Annotated in this window: 20 protein-coding genes and 2 pseudogenes; 19 read left to right on the forward strand and 3 right to left on the reverse strand. The window is 68.5% G+C overall.

All coding sequences use genetic code 11. The features are described from left to right. Window positions 1–22 precede the first annotated feature (22 nt). Window positions 23–541, reverse strand: a complete 519-nt coding sequence (locus ACFWSK_RS03845; protein ID WP_383781541.1) for a GNAT family N-acetyltransferase — start codon at window positions 539–541, stop codon at window positions 23–25. A 97-nt stretch (window positions 542–638) separates the two neighbouring features. On the opposite strand from ACFWSK_RS03845, the gene ACFWSK_RS03850 reads away from it, so the two are divergent. From ACFWSK_RS03850 to ACFWSK_RS03875, 6 genes and pseudogenes are all read left to right on the forward strand, one after another. Then, window positions 639–1,922: a geranylgeranyl reductase family protein gene (locus ACFWSK_RS03850; RefSeq protein ID WP_383781544.1), complete on the forward strand. Its 1,284-nt coding sequence runs from the start codon at window positions 639–641 to the stop codon at window positions 1,920–1,922. A gap of 650 nt (window positions 1,923–2,572) precedes the next feature. Further along, window positions 2,573–2,917 (forward strand): putative T7SS-secreted protein, encoded by a 345-nt coding sequence (locus ACFWSK_RS03855; RefSeq protein WP_383781547.1) that lies wholly within the window; start codon window positions 2,573–2,575, stop codon window positions 2,915–2,917. A 19-nt stretch (window positions 2,918–2,936) separates the two neighbouring features. Then, window positions 2,937–3,239 (forward strand): annotated as a pseudogene (locus ACFWSK_RS03860) (hypothetical protein); the annotation flags it as partial. Beyond that, window positions 3,235–3,414, forward strand: coding sequence for a putative adhesin (locus ACFWSK_RS03865; protein ID WP_383781551.1), 180 nt, complete (start codon window positions 3,235–3,237; stop codon window positions 3,412–3,414). The pseudogene ACFWSK_RS03860 and the gene ACFWSK_RS03865, both read left to right, overlap by 5 nt. A gap of 35 nt (window positions 3,415–3,449) precedes the next feature. Further along, window positions 3,450–3,872: a DUF4279 domain-containing protein gene (locus ACFWSK_RS03870; RefSeq protein ID WP_383781553.1), complete on the forward strand. Its 423-nt coding sequence runs from the start codon at window positions 3,450–3,452 to the stop codon at window positions 3,870–3,872. Window positions 3,873–3,894: 22 nt separating this feature from the next. Next, window positions 3,895–4,323 (forward strand): hypothetical protein, encoded by a 429-nt coding sequence (locus ACFWSK_RS03875; protein WP_383781555.1) that lies wholly within the window; start codon window positions 3,895–3,897, stop codon window positions 4,321–4,323. 60 nt (window positions 4,324–4,383) lie between these two features. On the opposite strand, the gene ACFWSK_RS03880 is transcribed toward ACFWSK_RS03875, so the two are convergent. After that, window positions 4,384–4,908 carry a hypothetical protein gene (locus tag ACFWSK_RS03880; RefSeq protein ID WP_383781557.1) on the reverse strand — a complete coding sequence of 175 codons (525 nt, stop codon included), beginning with the start codon at window positions 4,906–4,908 and terminating at the stop codon, window positions 4,384–4,386. Between the two features lie 469 nt (window positions 4,909–5,377). Between ACFWSK_RS03880 and ACFWSK_RS03885 the strand changes: the two genes are divergently transcribed. Together ACFWSK_RS03885 and ACFWSK_RS03890 are read left to right on the forward strand one after the other, a co-directional pair. Beyond that, complete coding sequence (locus tag ACFWSK_RS03885) at window positions 5,378–6,526, forward strand: Cmx/CmrA family chloramphenicol efflux MFS transporter (RefSeq protein WP_383781560.1); 1,149 nt, start codon at window positions 5,378–5,380, stop codon at window positions 6,524–6,526. Between the two features lie 33 nt (window positions 6,527–6,559). After that, a pseudogene (locus tag ACFWSK_RS03890) lies at window positions 6,560–6,691 on the forward strand (peptidoglycan-binding protein); the annotation flags it as partial. A gap of 165 nt (window positions 6,692–6,856) precedes the next feature. Here the strand turns inward: ACFWSK_RS03890 and ACFWSK_RS03895 are convergent. Beyond that, entirely contained in the window at window positions 6,857–7,702 is an 846-nt protein-coding gene (locus ACFWSK_RS03895; RefSeq protein ID WP_383781563.1) for a C40 family peptidase, read from the reverse strand. Window positions 7,703–8,616: 914 nt separating this feature from the next. On the opposite strand from ACFWSK_RS03895, the gene ACFWSK_RS03900 reads away from it, so the two are divergent. Genes ACFWSK_RS03900 through nuoK form a run of 11 tightly spaced genes read left to right on the forward strand, consistent with a single transcriptional unit; the run spans window position 8,617 to window position 19,455 of the window. Next, window positions 8,617–8,976, forward strand: a complete 360-nt coding sequence (locus tag ACFWSK_RS03900; RefSeq protein ID WP_003992243.1) for an NADH-quinone oxidoreductase subunit A — start codon at window positions 8,617–8,619, stop codon at window positions 8,974–8,976. A 16-nt stretch (window positions 8,977–8,992) separates the two neighbouring features. Continuing rightward, a complete protein-coding gene (locus tag ACFWSK_RS03905; RefSeq protein ID WP_185299164.1) occupies window positions 8,993–9,547 on the forward strand; it encodes an NADH-quinone oxidoreductase subunit B family protein in 555 nt (184 codons plus the stop codon). Continuing rightward, entirely contained in the window at window positions 9,544–10,260 is a 717-nt protein-coding gene (locus ACFWSK_RS03910) for an NADH-quinone oxidoreductase subunit C (protein WP_383781565.1), read from the forward strand. Before ACFWSK_RS03905 ends, ACFWSK_RS03910 begins: the two co-directional genes overlap by 4 nt. Beyond that, the gene (locus tag ACFWSK_RS03915) at window positions 10,260–11,582 is read left to right on the forward strand and encodes an NADH-quinone oxidoreductase subunit D (protein ID WP_383781568.1); all 1,323 of its coding nucleotides are present in this window, start codon (window positions 10,260–10,262) and stop codon (window positions 11,580–11,582) included. Before ACFWSK_RS03910 ends, ACFWSK_RS03915 begins: the two co-directional genes overlap by 1 nt. 29 nt (window positions 11,583–11,611) lie before the next feature. Continuing rightward, a complete protein-coding gene (gene nuoE, locus ACFWSK_RS03920; protein ID WP_383781915.1) occupies window positions 11,612–12,424 on the forward strand; it encodes an NADH-quinone oxidoreductase subunit NuoE in 813 nt (270 codons plus the stop codon). Further along, window positions 12,424–13,788 carry an NADH-quinone oxidoreductase subunit NuoF gene (gene nuoF, locus ACFWSK_RS03925; RefSeq protein ID WP_383781570.1) on the forward strand — a complete coding sequence of 455 codons (1,365 nt, stop codon included), beginning with the start codon at window positions 12,424–12,426 and terminating at the stop codon, window positions 13,786–13,788. Before nuoE ends, nuoF begins: the two co-directional genes overlap by 1 nt. Continuing rightward, window positions 13,785–16,313 carry an NADH-quinone oxidoreductase subunit G gene (locus ACFWSK_RS03930; RefSeq protein WP_383781572.1) on the forward strand — a complete coding sequence of 843 codons (2,529 nt, stop codon included), beginning with the start codon at window positions 13,785–13,787 and terminating at the stop codon, window positions 16,311–16,313. Before nuoF ends, ACFWSK_RS03930 begins: the two co-directional genes overlap by 4 nt. Continuing rightward, complete coding sequence (gene nuoH / locus ACFWSK_RS03935; protein ID WP_383781574.1) at window positions 16,310–17,713, forward strand: NADH-quinone oxidoreductase subunit NuoH; 1,404 nt, start codon at window positions 16,310–16,312, stop codon at window positions 17,711–17,713. The genes ACFWSK_RS03930 and nuoH overlap by 4 nt, the downstream gene beginning before the upstream one ends. Beyond that, window positions 17,706–18,335, forward strand: a complete 630-nt coding sequence (gene nuoI / locus ACFWSK_RS03940; protein ID WP_383781577.1) for an NADH-quinone oxidoreductase subunit NuoI — start codon at window positions 17,706–17,708, stop codon at window positions 18,333–18,335. Before nuoH ends, nuoI begins: the two co-directional genes overlap by 8 nt. After that, entirely contained in the window at window positions 18,332–19,159 is an 828-nt protein-coding gene (locus ACFWSK_RS03945; protein ID WP_383781580.1) for an NADH-quinone oxidoreductase subunit J, read from the forward strand. Before nuoI ends, ACFWSK_RS03945 begins: the two co-directional genes overlap by 4 nt. Further along, window positions 19,156–19,455 carry an NADH-quinone oxidoreductase subunit NuoK gene (gene nuoK, locus ACFWSK_RS03950; RefSeq protein ID WP_185299156.1) on the forward strand — a complete coding sequence of 100 codons (300 nt, stop codon included), beginning with the start codon at window positions 19,156–19,158 and terminating at the stop codon, window positions 19,453–19,455. Before ACFWSK_RS03945 ends, nuoK begins: the two co-directional genes overlap by 4 nt. The last annotated feature ends 10 nt before the right edge of the window (window positions 19,456–19,465 follow it).

Here is a 19,465-nt window from a genome sequence, read left to right on the forward strand (position 1 = left end):
CGTACGCCCCCGGCGCGGCCCCTCACAGCTCCAGCCGGAAGCAGTGCGCCCGCTGCCCCGGAACCGGAGTCGTGAAGGTCTCCGCCTGCCGCATCCCGAGCCGGCGGGCGACCGCCAGCGAGCGCGTGTTCCGCGAGTCGACCATCGCGACGACGTCCGTCACCCCCGCCGCACGTACCCGCTCCAGCGAGGTGCGGGCGGCGGCGGTCGCGTAACCCCGGCCCCAGGCCGCCCGCCCCAGCCGCCAGCCGATCTCGATCTCGCCCACCGGCCCGTACGCGGTGTGCGGCCACGGCTGCGCGCCGGTGAAGCCGAGCACCTGGTCCGTTTCGTCCAGCACGGTCCACAGACAGTGGCCGAGCTCCGCGTCGTGGCGCCGCTGGCGTGCGGTCAGCTCCTCGTACACCGAGAACTCCGCGGGCCTGCCGCCCAGGAACTCCATCACCTCGGGGTCGGCGAAGACCCGGTGCCAGGCGAGCGCGTCCTCGTCGGTCGGGACACGCAGACGTACGGCGGGGGTCGGACCAGGCGCGATCGGCATCGGGGAGCCCTTCGGAAAGTTGACCGGCATGCCCCCATAGACTGCACGGGACCTGTGCCGAGCGGCACGCTATTTCGAGTCTTCGGGAGATCCGACCGTGACCGAGCCCCTCTCCGAACACAGCGCGGATGTGATCGTCGTCGGGGCGGGCCCAGCCGGCTCCACGACCGCGTACTACCTGGCCAAGGCCGGGCTGAACGTACTCCTCCTGGAGAAGACGGCCTTCCCGCGCGAGAAGGTCTGCGGCGACGGCCTCACGCCCCGTGCGACCAAGCAGCTCGTCTCCATGGGCATCGACATCTCCGAAGAGGCCGGCTGGCTCCGCAACAAGGGCCTGCGCATCATCGGCGGTGGCGTCCGCCTCCAGCTGGACTGGCCGGACCTCGCCTCGTACCCGGACTACGGACTGGTCCGCAAGCGTGACGACTTCGACGAGCAGCTGGCCCGGCAGGCACAGAAGGCGGGCGCGCGGCTGTACGAGCGCTGCAACGTCGGCGCCCCGATCCTCGATGACCGCACGGGCCGCATCACGGGAGTCCACGCGAAGCTCGGCGAGGAGAAGACCGAGGTCACCTTCCACGCCCCGCTCGTCGTCGCCGCCGACGGCAACTCCACCCGGCTCTCCCTCGCGATGGGCCTGCACCGGCGCGAGGACCGCCCGATGGGCGTCGCGGTGCGTACGTACTTCACCTCGCCCCGCCACGACGACGACTACCTGGAGTCCTGGCTGGAGCTGTGGGACCGCCGCGGCGCCGAGGACCGGCTGCTGCCGGGCTACGGCTGGATCTTCGGCATGGGCGACGGCACGTCCAACGTCGGCCTCGGCATCCTCAACTCCTCCTCCGCCTTCAAGGAGCTGGACTGGCGCGAGGTCCTCAAGGCATGGTGCGCGTCCATGCCGGAGGACTGGGGCTACACCCCGGAGAACATGACGATGCCGATCCGGGGCGCCGCGCTGCCCATGGCGTTCAACCGCCAGCCGCACTACACCAAGGGCCTGCTGCTCGTCGGTGACGCGGGCGGCATGGTCAACCCGTTCAACGGCGAAGGCATCGCGTACGCCATGGAGTCGGGGCAGATCGCCGCGGACGTCATCGTCCAGGCACACGCCCGCGCGACCCCCGCCCAGCGCGAACTGGCCCTGAACAACTACCCGAAGGTCCTCAAGGAGACCTACGGCGGGTACTACACGATGGGCCGCGCCTTCGTGAAGCTCATCGGCAACCCGAAGGTCATGAAGATCGCGACGCAACGCGGCCTGACCCACCCGGTCCTGATGAAGTTCACCCTGAAGATGCTGGCCAACCTGACCGACCCGACGGGCGGCGACGCGATGGACCGCATCATCAACGGCCTGTCGAAGGTGTCGCCGAAGTCCTGACGATGGCGCGCTCGCGTCCGCAGGTCGCGGGCGCGAGCGACTCGTACGTCAGTGGGCTCACGTTCCTCTCGATGTGCCGGCCCACACCCGCCACCCTGCGCCCCGGCCTGGCGGAGGGCGTACCACGGGGGCGGTACGGGGTGGTGTACGCATGGTCGACCGTCCGATCGCAGCGTCAAGGGCCCCTGCTTGAATGGGCCTGCAGGCAAGGGGAGTTACACAGTCCGGGGGTTGGCCCTGTTGCTGTCATGGCCGACGTTCGCAACGCATGGGGACCGTAGCGCCACGCGATACGTCAGCGATGACGGGACGGGTTCGCCACCGAGGCCCTGTTGACCACCGCGCGGGCAACCAGGCGACGCGGGGCCGCGCGAGGGCGGCCGAGGGCTCCTGCTCGTGGACGGCCTCACCCCACGGTGGGGAGCTGTAACGCGTGGCGGGTGGAGGTCACATGCGCAGACTGTCTGGTTCACCCTGGACGGACCCGCCGCCTGAAACCGGGTGGGAGAGAACAGCTTCAAGGATCCGCAGGCGGGCCACATTCATTGCCTCGCGCGAAGCCTGGGCGGCCTCCGCCGAGCACAGGGGCAACATTCAGGCCTGATCAGGCGGGATTCGGCCGGTAAGTCACATCTCCGGCCAGTGGAAGGGTGTCGCGGCCGACGCGTTCCGCGACGCAGTCGGCGGCCACCGCGTACGACAAGCAGGTCGACGCCTACAAGGACGCGTACGGCGGTGCGAACCCGCTGCCCAGACCGGACGCCTTCGTGGATCCGGGCACGGCACTGCGCGAACGTGCCCAGGAGATCCTCGACGAAGCCCGGCGCCAGCGCAACGAGGCCGAGGACACGGCGAACAAGGCGGTCACAGTCGCCCTCGCACACGCACCGGCTGAACCCTCCGCCACCGACCGGGCCAGGTTCAATCTGGCTGACTACGGCGTGGGGCAGGCGGTGGAGGTACTACACGTCCACGAAGGGCGCAGGCGGCCTTAAGGCCGTCCTTCGTGGCGACATGAAGAACACTTTTCGGCGTGGGGTAGACGACAGTGTCGCGCTTGAAGATTTGGCAAGTAGAGGCTCGGGAGCGGAAATCCCGGCTCCCGAAGAAGTAAAGAGAGCACTGACTGGAAGCAAACCAGAAGTTTTGGCACATAAATGGCCTGAAGATGACGGGCGCTACTACGCGAGTCGAGTCCTCAAAGGAGGTCGTCCGGACGGCGAAACCGTATTGGCTGGACACGGATATTTCGAGGTCGGCGCGGGCAAAATAGCAGTACCCCCGGGGGCTACCATATCCTTCTACATGCCCCATGGAGAAAGAATACCCGGCCTCGAACTACACGCTCGCACCGCCCGAACCAAAAGGGCCCGGCGGTTTCACCGTTTACGAGAACTCAACGCCCGTTGCGCAACGGGCGATGCTTTCGGATCTCCTGAAGTCGGACATGGGAGATGTGCACTGGGCCGCCTGTCGTGAGTTCAAGCAGTAGCAAAAACGGAAGCTCGACAGAAATGCAGGTGAAGCATGACAGGCAACCCGCATCCCGAAGAATTGTGGACGCTGACAGATGTCACGCTTGTGGTCAAGAAGAGCGATCTGGATCCCGGGCATGTCACAGAGTTCCTCGGTCTTCAGCCATCAGCCGTGAAAGCACCCGGGTTCGACCGCTGGGCCCCTCCTGGGGGTGATACTGACGGGCAGTGGCGCCTGAGGTGTGATGAACACACCACGAGGAATTTTACCGAACAGGTCGACATTATTCTGCAGGCGGCAGAAAGGCGCGCCAAGGAACTCGCGTCCCTCAGAAGCGAAGGCTGCGAGACCCTTTTGGCGGTCGAGGGTTTCGCGGACAATGATTCCCAGATTTCCTTTTCTGCTCAGGCCATGGGAAGGATTTGCCGACTCGGCTTGTCTTTGAAGCTTACCCCGAACCTCAATGAGCGATAGATGCGTCATCATGGGAGTGCGCGTGACTTCGGCTAAGCACTGGATTTCAGTCTCGACATCATTGGCCATCACTAAAGAGGCCATCAATCCTTCCTTCGTTCATGACACCCTGAAAATCGACTACTCTTTGGCAGGGCATGGCTGCCATATCAAATCGGGGCCGAACTGGTGGGCTTCCACCTACGATGGATCAGCCGCCCTCACGCTGGACGAACAGATTTCCCTACTGGTAGGCCAAGTGAGACCTCGCCTGGAGCGGTTCGCTGTTCTCCTGCAGGCCGGACACCATGTTCAGGTGGCCATCGCGGGGTCCGTTGAAACCGGTTCGCAACTGTTCATTCCTCCACCGTCTATTGAGCAGCTGACTTCCTTGAATCTCCCTGTTTCTTTCACCACTCTTACGAGCACAGGCCTGCCCGAAGAGGACCCCCTGGGCTGGCTGGACGACTGAGGTCCGGCACTGACGGCCTGTCGAAGGTGTCGCCGAAGTCCTGAGCCGACGGTCCGGCCCTCACATGTCGTGCACCGCGGTCTTCGCGGTGGCGACGAAGGTCAGGATTGACTTCCAGAACGGGTCGTAGCCGGCGTCGAACGCGCGGACGGCGTCGGCGTCACCTGCGATCGACGCCTCAAGTGCCCTGAACGGCGGCTGCGTCGCGAGCCGCAGCCGCTCCGCCGCCTCCGCGACGTGCGCGGGGCCTTCGAGCGCCACGACCCAGACGAAGTGGCGCAGCTTGCTGTACTCCTCGCGCAGGCGCAGCCGGACCTCACGCAGCTCCGGAGTCCGGGTCTCCGGGGTTCCGGACTTGTGGATGTCCGACACCCGCCAGTACAGGTCGGCCATCCGGTGGGCCTGCTCGATGAGATTCACGTACGCGGCCCTGCGGGTCTCCCGGATGCGGACGGACCGCTGTGTGCTCGCGGCGGCGTCCGCCTGGGTCCTGGCGGCCTGAGCTGTACCCCGGCTGGTCACCCAGCTCGCGAGGACCGCGGTACCCGCGGTGAGCGAGGCGATCCAGAGAGCGCTGTCGGCCATGGGCCCCAGTTTGCCTGCTCATGCCAACCGGAGGCGTCCCGGTCGCCGACAGTGGCCTGATCCTTCCGTGGCCGAAAGCGGTGGAGGCCGGGGGCACCGCGCTGGTAGCGTCCGGCCCATGTCCACCCCCGAGTCGGACAGACGGTAGCCACCGGTCCGCCGGTGGCCGGACCTCTGCCGAACTGACCGAACGACCCGGACGACCCGGACGGCCCGAACGGCCCGAGCGGTCGCGGGCTTCGGCGACGGCACGCCGCCCACGGCCGGACCCTCGTGGTGTGGGCCGCGCATTTCCTCTTCTCCTCGCCATGCCCGTACGCATGGCCGAGTCATGTCCGACCGCCCCGGGGCGGCCCGGACGTTCCACCGCGTCGCCGCCTGCTGCCGACCACCGGCGGCTTCGCGGGCGTGGCCCACCCCCTCGTACACCGGTCGATCCACCGACGGTTCCGTCCAAGGGGTCCACTTCATGCCATTCGCTGTCTACGTGCTCGGGCTGGCGGTCTTCGCCCAGGGCACCTCGGAGTTCATGCTGTCCGGGCTCGTTTCCGGCATCGCCACCGACCTGGAGGTCTCCCTGCCCGCAGCCGGGCTGCTCACGTCGGCCTTCGCCGTCGGGATGGTGACAGGGGCGCCGCTCACCGCACTGCTGAGCCGCACCTGGCCGCCGCGCCGCGCCCTGTTGCTCTTCCTGTCCGTCTTCGTCGCCGTCCACGTGATCGGGGCACTCACCCCGGGGTACGGGGTGCTGCTCGCCACCCGGGTCGTCGGGGCCCTCGCGAACGCGGGGTTCTGGGCCGTCGCCCTGACGACCGCGATCGGGCTGGTCGAGCCGCACGCCAGGGCGCGGGCCACCGCCGTCGTGGTCGGCGGGGTCACCGTCGCCTGCGTCGTGGGGGTGCCGGCCGGGGCGGCGCTCGGCGCTCTGTGGGGCTGGCGGTCGGCGTTCTGGGCGGTGGCTCTCGTCTCCGTACCGGCGCTCCTCGCCCTCGCGCGGGCGATCCCGCCGGGCCGCCCCGGCACCGCGGTGACGGGTGCGCGCCGTGAACTGCGTTCCCTGGGCCGCCCCCGGCTCCTGCTGACCCTGCTCGTCATGGCGCTCGTCCAAGGGGCGACGTTCTGCACGTTCTCGTATCTGGAACCGCTGGTCACCCGCGTCACCGGGTTCGGCGACGGGTGGGTGCCCGCGGTCCTCGCGCTCTTCGGCGTGGGCTCGTTCATCGGCGTCACCGTCGCGGGCCGTGTCGCCGGAACCCGGCCGGCCGCGCTCGTCGGGGCCGGTACGACGGCACTGGTCCTCGGCTGGGCGGTCCTGGCGCTCACGGCGGGCAGCCCGGTCGCGGCGCTCGTCCTGGTGCTCCTCCAGGGCGCGCTGGCCTTCGCGACCGGGACGGCGCTCATCACGTGGGTCCTCCAGCTGGCCCCCGACGCCCCGACGATGGCGGGCTCGTTCGCCACGGCCGCCTTCAACGTGGGCGCCGCGCTGGGCCCGTGGCTCGGCGGCCTGGCCCTCGCAGCGGGGTTCGGCTTCCGCGCACCGGTCTGGGTCAGCGTGCTCCTGGCGGGGGCGGCGCTCGCCCTGTCGGCGGTGCTGATACGCGTACGGTCACGGAAGTGAGGAAACCTCCGCTCGTCCGACCGCACGGAGCCGATGAGCTCAGCGTGTGCGGTCGGCTACGGGCGGAGCATCACGGTCGACGGGGACTTCGGCCCCGCCACGAAGTCCGCCCTCACGGACGCACAGGGCCGGGCCGGTGCCGGAGCCGACGGGATCTACGGCTCGGAGAGCCGCGACCAGCTCAAGCGGCCGCGCTTCGACAACAGCGGCGTTCACACGGGCTACCGAGCCACGCGCCGACCGGACCGACGCATACCGAAGGGCCGCCATTCCCGAGCGGGGGAGTGGCGGCCCTTCGTCACGCTTCAGGCGCGCGGGTGCGCTTGTGAATCAGAGAACGCGGACCGCGCCGGTCGGCATGTCGTAGTCCAGCGAGCGCTGCACGGTGCCCGTGCTGGAGTTCTGCGCGCCGACGAACTCGCCGCCGCCGACGTAGATCGCGACGTGGTAGGCACTGCCCGCGCTGCCCCAGTACAGGATGTCGCCGGGCTGGAGGTTGCTCAGCGAGACCTGGGTGCCGAACGTCGACTGGCTCTGCGAGACGCGCGGCAGGTCGACGCCCACGGTCTTGAACGCGGCCTGGACGAGCCCGGAGCAGTCCCACGAGTTGGGGCCGGTGCCGCCGGGCACGTACGCGTCGCCGACCTGCGCCTTGGCGAAGGCCACGATGGACGCGGCGGAGCCCGTGGCGTTCGACGTGTACGACGGCGAGGAGGAGGAGGAGGAGGAGGACGCGGAGGAGCTCGTGGAGGCGCTGAGCGTCGTGCGCTCGGCGGTGCGGGAGGCGCGCTCGGCGGCCTCTTCGGCCGCCTCGGCCTTCGCCTTGGCGGCGGCCTCCGCCTTCTTCTCGGCCTCGGCCTTGCGTATGGCCTCCGCCTTGGCCTTCTTGGCCTTCTTGGCGGCGGTCTCGGCTGCCGCGTCCTCGTGGGCCTGCGTCTCCAGGTCGAGGGCGACCTGCTGCGTGGCCTCGGCGGACGCCGCGACGGCGGGGGAGAGCCCGGAGGTGATGGTGGGCATCTCGATGGTCTGGGTCACCGGCTCGGCCTGAGCCGGACCGGCGGCACCGGCGACCGCGATGGTGCTGAGGACGCCACCGGCAACTCCGGCTCGCAGTGCCGTCTTCGAAGCACTCTGGCGGGGTTTCCGGTGGCTGGGTATGTGAGCGGTGTGGGACATGAGAACTAGCGCTATCAGGGCATCCGGGGTCCCTTCAAGAAACGTGTGTTGCGACACAGTTACGTCCGGAACCTGTGAATCCGCTTGCTGACGGCCCTTATTGACGCCGTAACGGGCAAATCGGGCATCCCCTATCCCTGCTGTGATCACCTGCTTTCCGTATTAGGTCCGAATTGCCCGGCGCTTACCATCCGTTCACACCGATGGCCAAGCCCGCTTTAGTTGGAGCCTACGTGGAGTGATGCAGGTCACAGCGAGAGTCGGCCATGACGGGCGATCGCGCGGGCCGGCGAGGAGTGCGGAAGTCGGAGCATCGTGACCGGACTGACGGTAAGTCAGCCGAGTGGGCGTCGGGGGTGGATCAGGGGGTGGATCAGATGGTGGGCCGAAGGGTGGATCAGGAGGTAGGCCGGAGGGGCGTCCGGAGGGGTGGCCGGACGCCTGCGCGTCCGCGCGGGGCATCCGGGTGTGCGTCGCTCGTGCGTCCGGAAGTTCGTGAATGGATGCACATGTCCACATCGCGGCCCGCGAGCCCCTCTTCCGGGTGAGTGCGGGATGCCGCCGATCCCTTTACCACTCCGTGCCGTCCAACTCCAATTTGCCTGAGCGCCCGCTCGGTTGATACTGCGGAACGCCCTTGACCAGCGGTAACCGCATCAGATGTCACGTCTCGTGATCACTCGGCCGCTTCGCGTACGAAGATCACTGCTCATCCGGCTTCATGATCCTTCGTCGGGTGGTGGAGATCACAAAGACGTTGTCGCACCCCGTGTCGCAGATCACAGGACCGCAGGCATAGGATGCGGAGCAGTCGGGCTTGTGAACTGCCTCACATGTGCACGATCTTGGTGAGGTGGCGAGCCGGTCGCCCGATGCGGTCCAACGGTCAAGGACGACTGGAAGGAGCGAGGAGCGTGAATGCCTACGCGCCCATCCTCGTGCTCGGCGCCCTCGGGGCAGGGTTTGCGATCTTTTCCGTGGTCATGGCCACGCTTATCGGCCCCAAGCGCTACAACCGGGCAAAGCTCGAAGCGTACGAGTGCGGTATCGAACCCACCCCCACTCCGGCCGGAGGCGGCCGCTTCCCCATCAAGTACTACCTGACGGCGATGCTTTTCATCGTCTTCGACATCGAGATCGTCTTCCTCTATCCCTGGGCGGTCACCTTCGACGCCCTGGGGATCTTCGGGCTCGTCGAGATGCTGCTCTTCGTGCTCACCGTCTTCGTCGCCTACGCGTATGTGTGGCGCCGCGGCGGCCTGGAATGGGACTGAGGGGCTGAGGGGCACCATGGGACTCGAAGAGAAACTGCCAAGCGGCTTTGTGCTGACGACGGTGGAAGAGGCCGCCGGCTGGGTGCGGAAGTCCTCCGTCTTCCCCGCCACCTTCGGCCTCGCCTGCTGCGCAATCGAGATGATGACGACCGGAGCCGGGCGCTACGACCTGGCCCGCTTCGGTATGGAGGTCTTCCGCGGTTCGCCGCGGCAGGCGGATCTGATGATCGTCGCGGGACGGGTCAGCCAGAAGATGGCGCCCGTCCTGCGGCAGGTCTACGACCAGATGCCGAACCCCAAGTGGGTCATCTCCATGGGAGTTTGCGCATCATCGGGCGGAATGTTCAACAACTACGCCATTGTGCAGGGTGTTGATCATATTGTGCCGGTTGATATCTATTTGCCGGGATGCCCGCCGCGTCCCGAGATGCTGATCGACGCCATCCTCAAGCTCCACCAGAAGATCCAGGGCACCAAGCTCGGGGTCAACGCGGAGGAGGCCGCCCGCGAGGCGGAGGAGGCGGCCCTCAAGGCACTCCCCCTCATCGAGATGAAGGGGCTGCTGCGATGAGCGACGAGTTGAACACCAACAGTGGTCAGGTGCCCGCCCCGCGCGACGACTCCGGCGAGGTCATCGGCGTACGCAAGGGGATGTTCGGCGCCAACAACGGCGGCGACACCTCCGGCTACGGCGGCCTCGTCCGTACCGTGACCCTGCCGGGACCCACGGCCCGCCCGTACGGCGGCTGGTTCGACGAAGTGGCCGACGAGCTCGAAGGGGCCCTGGAGGAACAGGGCCTGCTTCCCGCCAACGTCATCGAGAAGACCGTCGTCGACCGGGGCGAGCTCACCTTCCACATCACCCGGGAACACCTCGTCCAGGTCGCCAGGACCCTGCGCGACGACCCGGCCCTGCGCTTCGAGCTCTGTACGGGCGTCAGCGGCGTCCACTTCCTCGGGGACGTGGGCCGCGAGCTGCACGCCGTCTACCACCTGCGCTCGCTCACCCACGGCCGGCTGATCCGCCTGGAGGTGTCGGCCCCGGACAGCGATCCGCACATCCCGTCCCTCGTCGCGGTCTACCCGACCAACGACTGGCACGAGCGCGAGACGTACGACTTCTTCGGGCTCGTCTTCGACGGGCATCCGGCCCTGACCCGGATCATGATGCCGGACGACTGGCAGGGCTTCCCGCAGCGCAAGGACTACCCCCTCGGCGGCATCCCCGTCGAGTACAAGGGCGCCCAGATCCCGGCTCCGGACCAGCGGAGGTCGTACTCCTGATGACCACTCCCCACGCAACTCCCCGCGCCACGACCGAGGGGACTGTATATACAGTCACCGGCGGCGACTGGGACGAGGTCGTCGAGTCGGCGCTCAAGGCCGACGACGAGCGCATCATCGTCAACATGGGCCCCCAGCACCCGTCCACGCACGGCGTGCTGAGGCTGATCCTGGAGATCGACGGCGAGACCGTCACCGAAGCCCGCTGCGGCATCGGCTACCTCCACACCGGCATCGAGAAGAACCTCGAATTCCGGAACTGGACGCAGGGCACCACCTTCGTCACGCGCATGGACTATCTGACGCCGTTCTTCAACGAGGCCGCGTACTGCCTCGGCGTCGAGAAGCTGCTCGGCATCGAGGACCAGATCCCCGACCGGGCCACCGTCCTGCGCGTCCTGCTGATGGAGCTCAACCGGATCTCCTCCCACCTGGTGTGCATCGCCACCGGCGGCATGGAGCTCGGCGCCACCACGATCATGATCTACGGCTTCCGCGATCGTGAACTCGTTCTCGATCTCTTCGAGCTGATCACCGGCCTCCGGATGAACCACGCGTTCATCCGGCCCGGCGGACTCGCCCAGGACCTGCCCCCGGGCGCGGTCGACCAGCTGCGCGAGTTCGTCAAGACCATGAAGAAGAACCTGCCGGAGTACGACAAGCTCGCCACCGGCAACCCCATCTTCAAGGCCCGCATGCAGGACGTCGGCTATCTCGACCTGACCGGCTGCGTGGCGCTCGGCGCCACCGGTCCCGTCCTGCGCTCCGCCGGACTCCCGCACGACCTGCGCAAGAGCGACCCGTACTGCGGCTACGAGAACTACGAGTTCGACGTGCCCACCGCGGACACGTGCGACTCCTACGGCCGCTTCCTCATCCGCCTGGAAGAGATGCGCCAGTCGCTGCGGATCGTCGAGCAGTGTCTGGACCGGCTCGCACCGGGTCCGGTCATGGTCGCCGACAAGAAGATCGCCTGGCCCGCGCAGCTCGCGCTCGGCCCGGACGGACTCGGCAACTCGCTCGACCACATCAAGAAGATCATGGGCACCTCCATGGAGGCCCTGATCCACCACTTCAAGCTGGTGACCGAGGGCTTCCGGGTCCCGGCAGGACAGACGTACACCGCGATCGAGTCGCCCAAGGGCGAGCTCGGCGTGCATGTCGTCTCGGACGGCGGCACCCGCCCCTACCGGGTCCACTTCCGTGACCCGTCCTTCACCAACCTCCAGGCCATGGCGGCGATGTGCGAGGGCGGCCAGGTCGCCGACGTCATCGTCGCCGTCGCGTCCATCGACCCCGTGATGGGAGGCGTCGACCGGTGACCGGAATCAATCAAGAGGTCAGTCTGGGGATGCCGCAGCTCCCCGCCCCCGGCTTCCCGGCCGAGGTGCGCGCCCGGCTCGAAGCGGACGCGAAGGAGGTGATCGCCCGCTACCCCGGCAGCCGCTCCGCGCTGCTGCCGCTGCTCCACCTCGTGCAGTCCGAGGAGGGGTACGTCTCCCGTACGGGCATGGCCTTCTGCGCCGAACTCCTCGACCTCACCACCGCCGAGGTGAACGCGGTCGCGACCTTCTATTCGATGTACCGGCGCAGGCCGAGCGGCGACTACCAGGTCGGTGTCTGCACCAACACCCTGTGCGCGGTCATGGGCGGCGACGCCATCTTCGACCGGCTCAAGGACCACCTGGGCGTCGGCAACGACGAGACGACCGAGGACGGCAAGGTCACGCTCGAACACATCGAGTGCAACGCGGCCTGCGACTTCGCCCCCGTCGTGATGGTGAACTGGGAGTTCTTCGACAACCAGACGCCCGAGAGCGCGACGCAGCTCGTCGACGACCTCATCGCGGGCCGGACCGTCGAGCCCACCCGCGGCGCCCCGCTCTGCACCTACAAGGACACGGCCCGCATCCTGGCCGGATTCCCCGACGAGCGCCCCGGCGCCGTCGAGGCCACCGGCGGGGCGGGCCCCGCCTCGCTGACCGGGCTGAAGCTCGCCAGGGGCGAGGCCCCGCACGCGCGCGTGGTCGGCCCCCGCGGCGAGGTCCCGCGGGACGAACCGCACAAGGGCGCCGAGCACCTCAGCTCCCACGACGCACCGCAGCAGACCTCGGCCTCCGACCCGGACCACCCGGCCGGTCCTGTCGCCGAGGAGGGGGAGTGATGACGTTGGCTGCCGAGATCGACAAGAACGGGACCAGCCCCGAGAAGCTTCTGGCACCGGTCCTGTCCGCCTTCTGGGACGAGCCGGAGTCCTGGACGCTGGAGACCTACCGGCGTCACGACGGCTACGAGGGTCTGCGCAAGGCCCTCGCCATGTCGCCGGACGACCTCATCGCGTACGTCAAGGACTCCGGTCTGCGCGGACGCGGCGGCGCCGGCTTCCCCACCGGGATGAAGTGGCAGTTCATCCCGCAGGGCGACGGCAAGCCGCACTACCTGGTCGTCAACGCCGACGAGTCGGAGCCCGGGACCTGCAAGGACATCCCGCTCCTCTTCGCCAACCCGCACAGCCTCATCGAGGGCATGGTGATCGCCTGCTACGCGATCCGCTCCTCCCACGCCTTCATCTATCTGCGCGGTGAAGTCGTCCCCGTGCTGCGGCGTCTGCACGAGGCGGTCCGCGAGGCGTACGAGGCCGGATACCTCGGGAAGAACATCCAGGGCTCCGGGCTCGACCTGGAACTCACCGTGCACGCGGGCGCCGGCGCGTACATCTGCGGTGAGGAAACCGCACTGCTCGACTCACTCGAAGGACGGCGCGGCCAGCCCCGGCTGCGTCCGCCCTTCCCCGCGGTCGCCGGTCTGTACGCCTGCCCCACCGTGGTGAACAACGTCGAGTCGATCGCCTCCGTTCCCGCGATCCTGAACCGGGGCAAGGACTGGTTCAAGTCGATGGGCAGCGAGAAGTCCCCGGGCTTCACGCTGTACTCGCTCAGCGGGCACGTCACCAGTCCCGGCCAGTACGAGGCCCCGCTCGGCATCACGCTGCGCCAGCTCCTCGACATGAGCGGCGGCATCCGGGCCGGTCACCGTCTGAAGTTCTGGACCCCCGGCGGCTCGTCCACCCCGATGTTCACCGAGGAACACCTCGACGTCCCGCTCGACTACGAGGGCGTCGGCGCCGCCGGTTCCATGCTCGGCACCAAGGCGCTCCAGTGCTTCGACGAGACCACCTGTGTGGTCAGGGCCGTCACCCGCTGGACGGAGTTCTACGCCCATGAGTCCTGCGGCAAGTGCACGCCCTGCCGCGAAGGCACCTACTGGCTGGTCCAGTTGCTCCGCGACATCGAAGCGGGCAAGGGCCGGATGTCGGACCTGGACAAGCTCAACGACATCGCCGACAACATCAACGGCAAGTCCTTCTGCGCCCTCGGCGACGGCGCCGCCTCGCCGATCTTCTCCTCGCTGAAGTACTTCCGCGAGGAGTACGAGCAGCACATCACGGGCAGGGGCTGCCCCTTCGATCCCGCCAAGTCGACCCTCTGGGCCGACGACAAGAACGCTCACCGGGGGGTGAACGCATGACAGTCACCACGAGTGCGCCCTCCGGGGGCGGCGAGGCGGCGGTTCCGCCCGAGGACCTTGTCACGCTGACCATCGACGGCATCGAGATCAGCGTGCCCAAGGGCACCCTCGTCATCCGGGCCGCCGAGCTCCTCGGCATCGAGATCCCGCGCTTCTGCGACCACCCGCTCCTCGACCCCGTGGGCGCCTGCCGCCAGTGCATCGTCGAGGTCGAGGGACAGCGCAAGCCGATGGCGTCCTGCACCATCACGTGCACCGACGGCATGGTCGTGAAGTCGCAGCTCACCTCGCCCGTCGCGGACAAGGCCCAGAAGGGTGTGATGGAGCTGCTGCTCATCAACCACCCGCTGGACTGCCCCGTCTGCGACAAGGGCGGCGAGTGCCCCCTGCAGAACCAGGCGATGTCGCACGGCGGCACCGACTCCCGGTTCGACGGGAAGAAGCGCACGTTCGAGAAGCCCGTTCCGATCTCCACCCAGGTGCTGCTGGACCGTGAGCGGTGCGTGCTCTGCGCGCGCTGCACCCGGTTCTCCAACCAGGTGGCGGGCGACCCGATGATCGAGCTGATCGAGCGCGGCGCGCTCCAGCAGGTCGGTACGGGACAGGGCGACCCCTTCGAGTCGTACTTCTCCGGCAACACCATCCAGATCTGCCCGGTCGGGGCGCTGACCTCGGCGGCGTACCGATTCCGCTCCCGGCCCTTCGACCTGGTGTCGACGCCCTCGGTGTGCGAGCACTGCGCGGGCGGCTGCGCCACCCGTACGGACCACCGGCGCGGCAAGGTCATGCGGCGCCTGGCGTCCAACGACCCCGAGGTCAACGAGGAGTGGCTCTGCGACAAGGGCCGCTTCGGTTTCCGGTACGCCCAGCAGCGCGACCGGCTCACCACGCCGCTCGTCCGCAACGCGGACGGCGTGCTCGAACCGGCGAGCTGGCCCGAGGCGCTGGAGACGGCGGCCCGCGGGCTCGCCGCCGCCCGGGGCCGTACCGGTGTACTCACCGGCGGCCGGCTGACCGTCGAGGACGCCTACGCGTACAGCAAGTTCGCGCGGGTCGCCCTCGACACGAACGACATCGACTTCCGGGCCCGCGTCCACAGCAGCGAGGAGGCCGACTTCCTGGCCGCCCGTGTGGCCGGGCGCGGCCGTGACCTGGACGGCAGCGGTGTCACGTACACCACGCTGGAGAAGGCCCCGGCCGTTCTGCTCGTCGGGTTCGAGTCCGAGGAGGAGGCGCCCGGCGTCTTCCTCCGGCTGCGCAAGGCCAACCGGAAGCACGGGCAGCGGACCTTCGCCCTCGCCACGCACGCCACGCGCGGTCTCACGAAGGCGGGCGGCACGCTGCTTCCCGCCGCCCCGGGCACCGAAACCGAGTGGCTCGACGCGCTCGCGGGCGGTGTCGGCCTGGACGGCGACGGAGCCGTCGCGGCCGAGGCGCTGCGCGGCTCCGGTTCGGTGATCGTCGTCGGTGAGCGGCTGGCCGGAGTGCCGGGCGCGCTGAGCGCGGTCGTACGGACCGCCGCCGCCACCGGCGCCACGCTCGTGTGGATTGCGCGGCGGGCCGGCGAGCGGGGCGCCGTCGAGGCGGGCGCACTGCCTTCGCTGCTGCCCGGCGGACGCCCGGCGACCGACCCGCGGGCGAGGGAGGAGGTGGCGTCCCTCTGGGGCGTAGCCGAACTCCCCTCCCGTTACGGCCGCGACACCGGCCAGATCGTCGAGGCAGCGGCCACCGGCGAACTGGGCGCCCTGCTCGTCGCCGGTGTGGAGACCGTGGACCTGCCGGACCCGGCCCGTGCGCTGGAGGCACTGGACCAGGTCGGTTTCCTGGTCTCGCTGGAGCTTCGGCCCAGCGAGGTCACCCGGCGGGCCGATGTGGTCTTCCCCGTCGCGGCGGTAGCCGAGAAGCCCGGCACCTTCCTCAACTGGGAGGGCAGGGCCCGGATGTTCGAGGCGGCGCTGAAGCCGGAGCAGATGGCGCGGACGCTCGCCCCGAGCGACGCCCGGGTGCTGCACATGCTGGCCGACGCACTCGCCCGCGCCGGAGGCGCTGGTCGTCCCGGTCAGCTGGCGCTGCCGGATCTGAGGGCGGCCCGGCGCGAGCTGGACCGGCTCGGCGGCTGGGCAGGGTCCCTCGCCGACGAACCGCGGGAGTCCGCTCAGCCGCTGCCCAGGCCCGGCGACGGCGAGGCGGTCCTCGCGGGCCACCGGATGCTGCTCGACCTGGGCCGGCTGCAGGAGGGCGACGAGGCGCTGGCCGGGACCCGGCACGCGGCCGTCGCCCGGCTGTCGGCGACCACCGCGGCGGAGACCGGAGTGAAGGACGGCGACCTGCTGGCCGTCACCGGCCCCACCGGCACCGTCGTCTTCCCGCTCGCCGTCACCGTCATGCCGGACCGGGTGGTCTGGGTGCCGCTGAACTCCACCGGGAAGGGCGTCCCTGCCGGCACGGGCGCGCAGCCCGGCGGACTGGTCCGGATCGGCCCCGCCGCCGGAGCCCCCGCAGACTCACCGGAGGTGCGAGCGTGACTGGCCTCGCTCAACTCGCCGCGGCACCGCAGGGTGCGGTGCTCGCCGCCGAGGATCTCTCGATGTTCGGCACCGACCCCTGGTGGCTGGTCGCCATCAAGGCGGTCTTCTGCTTCGCGTTCCTGATGGTGACCGTGCTCTTCTCCATCGTGTGGGAGCGCAAGGTCGTCGCCTGGATGCAACTGCGCATCGGACCCAACCGGCACGGACCCTGGGGCATGCTCCAGTCCCTCGCCGACGGCATCAAGCTGATGCTGAAGGAAGACGTCATCGTCAAGCGGGCGGACAAGGTCGTCTACGTCCTGGCGCCGATCATCGCCGCCATCCCCGCGTTCATGGCGATCGCGGTGATCCCGTTCGGTCCCGCGGGCAACGAGGTGTCGGTCTTCGGGCACCGTACGGCGATGCAGCTGACCGACCTGCCGATCGCGATGCTGTACATCCTCGCGGTCGCCTCGGTCGGTATCTACGGCATCGTGCTGGCGGGCTGGTCCTCCGGATCGACGTACCCGCTGCTAGGCGGACTGCGTTCCTGCGCCCAGATGATCAGCTACGAGATCGCGATGGGCGCCGCGTTCGCCTCGGTCTTCCTCTACTCCGGGTCGATGTCGACCTCGAAGATCGTGGAGGCGCAGGAGGACCGCTGGTTCGTCATCCTGCTGCCGGTCTCCTTCATCATCTACATCGTCACGATGGTCGGCGAGACCAACCGCGCACCGTTCGACATGCCCGAGTCCGAGGGCGACCTCGTGGGCGGCTTCAACACCGAGTACTCGTCGATCAAGTTCGCGATGTTCATGCTCGCCGAGTACGTCAACATGGTCACCGTCTCCGCGGTCTCCGTGACCCTGTTCCTGGGCGGCTGGCGGGCTCCGTACCCGGTCAGCACCTTCTGGGAGGGCGCGAACCACGGCTGGTGGCCGCTGCTCTGGTTCGTCATCAAGGTCCAGTTGCTGCTGTTCTTCTTCATCTGGCTGCGCGGCACGCTGCCACGCGTGCGCTACGACCAGCTGATGAAGCTCGGCTGGAAGGTCCTGATCCCGGTCTCGGTGGTCTGGCTGATGCTGGTCGCCACCGTCCGCGCGCTGCGCAACGAGGGCTACGACTTCTCGAAGATCGTCCTGTACGTCGCCGGGGCCGTGATCGCGATCCTGCTGATCTCCTTCGTCGTCGACATCTTCCGCGACCGCAAGGTCAAGGAGGCGGACGCGGCGGCCGGACCCGAGCCGGAGTTCGACCCGATGGCGGGCGGGTTCCCGGTGCCGCCGCTGCCCGGACAGACCCTGCCGCCGGTGCCGCGGCGCAGATCGCGACGTGAGCGCGAGCTCGTTGTCAGTGGTGGGTCGGATACTCACAGTGACGAGAATTCGAGTGACGGAAAGGAGGCTGACGGTGTCTGAGTCATCAGAGCCCTCAGGGGAGAAGTTCCAGAATCCTGTGGCCGGCTTCGGCGTGACCTTCAAGGCCATGTTCAAGAAGCGGCTGACGGAGCAGTATCCGGAGACGCAGAAGGTGACGGCGCCGCGCTTCCACGGCCGGCATCAGCTCAACCGTCATCCCGACGGCCTGGAGAAGTGTGTCGGCTGCGAGCTGTGCGCCTGGGCCTGTCCGGCCGACGCGATCTACGTGGAGGGCGCGGACAACACCGCGGAGGAGCGCTACTCCCCGGGTGAGCGCTACGGCCGCGTCTACCAGATCAACTACGCGCGCTGCATTCTCTGCGGACTGTGCATCGAGGCTTGCCCCACACGGGCGCTGACGATGACGAACGAGTTCGAGCTCGCCAACACCACTCGCGAGAGCCTGATCTACACCAAGGACGAGCTGCTCGCCGGGCTGGAGGAAGGCATGGTCGACAGTCCGCACGCGATCTTCCCCGGCATGGACGAACAGGACTACTACCGGGGCCTGGTGACCGAGGCCGCGCCGGGTACGGAGCGCCAGGAGGCGGTCTCCGAGGACGCGAACGAGAAGGCCCCCGCGAACGAGAAGGCCCCCGCGGACGAGGAGGTGGACGCATGACCGGCCTGGCCGCCGCGGCCTCCGTCACCTCGACCGGCGAGGCCGTCCAGTTCTGGATCCTCGGCACGGTCGCCGTGATCGGCGCACTCTCCACCGTCCTGATGAAGAAGGCGGTGCACAGCGCACTGTCACTCGCCGCGACCATGATCATCCTCGCGGTCTTCTACCTCGCCAACGGGGCGTACTTCCTCGGTGTCGTCCAGATCGTCGTTTACACCGGCGCGATCATGATGCTGTTCCTCTTCGTGGTCATGCTCGTCGGCGTCACGGCGGCGGACTCGCTGAAGGAGACGCTCAAGGGCCAGCGCTGGCTGGCCGCCGGCTGCGGGCTCGGCTTCGGCATCCTGCTCTGCGCGGGCATCGGCAACGCCTCGCTGAACAGCTTCAACGGGCTCGGCGCCGCCAACGCCGCGCACGGCGGGAACGTCGAGGGGCTCGCAAGCCTCATCTTCACCAAGTACGTCTTCGCCTTCGAGATCACCGGCGCCCTGCTGATCACGGCGACGGTCGGCGCGATGGTGCTCACGCACCGCGAGCGCACCGAGCGGGCCAAGACGCAGCGGGAGATGTCCGAGGACCGGGTGCGCAGCAGTCACCTGCCGCCGCTGCCCGCGCCGGGTGTCTACGCCCGGCACAACGCGGTGGACATCGCGGGGCTTCTCCCGGACGGCACCCCGTCCGAACTCACCGTCATGCAGACGCTGCGCAAGCGCGGCCAGATGCGTGACGTGTCGAACGAGGCACTCGCCGACCTCAAGGCGCTGGAACAGCGCTCGGAGGCACGGCTGGGCCGTGACAACGACGAAGAGGAGGTCGCCAAGTGAACCCGGTCAACTACCTCTACCTCGCGGCCCTTTTGTTCACCATCGGCGCCTCCGGGGTGCTGATCAGGCGGAACGCGATCGTGGTGTTCATGTGCGTGGAGCTGATGCTCAACGCGTGCAACCTCGCGCTCGTCACGTTCTCCCGGATGCACGGCAACCTCGACGGCCAGATCATCGCCTTCTTCACGATGGTCGTCGCCGCCGCGGAGGTCGTCGTCGGGCTCGCGATCATCGTGTCGCTGTTCCGCTCCCGCCACTCGGCCTCGGTCGACGACGCCAGCCTGATGAAGCTGTAAGGGGTCGGAA

Source organism: Streptomyces sp. NPDC058620 (assembly GCF_042717135.1).
Classification (GTDB): domain Bacteria; phylum Actinomycetota; class Actinomycetes; order Streptomycetales; family Streptomycetaceae; genus Streptomyces.

Bases quoted from the DNA above. Each gene is read 5' to 3' on its own strand.
- ACFWSK_RS03880 (WP_383781557.1), bottom strand. From the start codon at position 4,908: ATGGCCGACAGCGCTCTCTGGATCGCCTCGCTCACCGCGGGTACCGCG.
- nuoF (WP_383781570.1), top strand. From the start codon at position 12,424: ATGACGTTGGCTGCCGAGATCGACAAGAACGGGACCAGCCCCGAGAAG.
- ACFWSK_RS03910 (WP_383781565.1), top strand. From the start codon at position 9,544: ATGAGCGACGAGTTGAACACCAACAGTGGTCAGGTGCCCGCCCCGCGC.
- ACFWSK_RS03915 (WP_383781568.1), top strand. From the start codon at position 10,260: ATGACCACTCCCCACGCAACTCCCCGCGCCACGACCGAGGGGACTGTA.
- ACFWSK_RS03945 (WP_383781580.1), top strand. From the start codon at position 18,332: ATGACCGGCCTGGCCGCCGCGGCCTCCGTCACCTCGACCGGCGAGGCC.
- ACFWSK_RS03845 (WP_383781541.1), bottom strand. From the start codon at position 541: ATGCCGATCGCGCCTGGTCCGACCCCCGCCGTACGTCTGCGTGTCCCG.
- ACFWSK_RS03885 (WP_383781560.1), top strand. From the start codon at position 5,378: ATGCCATTCGCTGTCTACGTGCTCGGGCTGGCGGTCTTCGCCCAGGGC.
- ACFWSK_RS03905 (WP_185299164.1), top strand. From the start codon at position 8,993: ATGGGACTCGAAGAGAAACTGCCAAGCGGCTTTGTGCTGACGACGGTG.
- ACFWSK_RS03865 (WP_383781551.1), top strand. From the start codon at position 3,235: ATGGAGAAAGAATACCCGGCCTCGAACTACACGCTCGCACCGCCCGAA.
- ACFWSK_RS03930 (WP_383781572.1), top strand. From the start codon at position 13,785: ATGACAGTCACCACGAGTGCGCCCTCCGGGGGCGGCGAGGCGGCGGTT.
- nuoE (WP_383781915.1), top strand. From the start codon at position 11,612: ATGCCGCAGCTCCCCGCCCCCGGCTTCCCGGCCGAGGTGCGCGCCCGG.
- ACFWSK_RS03895 (WP_383781563.1), bottom strand. From the start codon at position 7,702: ATGTCCCACACCGCTCACATACCCAGCCACCGGAAACCCCGCCAGAGT.
- ACFWSK_RS03870 (WP_383781553.1), top strand. From the start codon at position 3,450: ATGACAGGCAACCCGCATCCCGAAGAATTGTGGACGCTGACAGATGTC.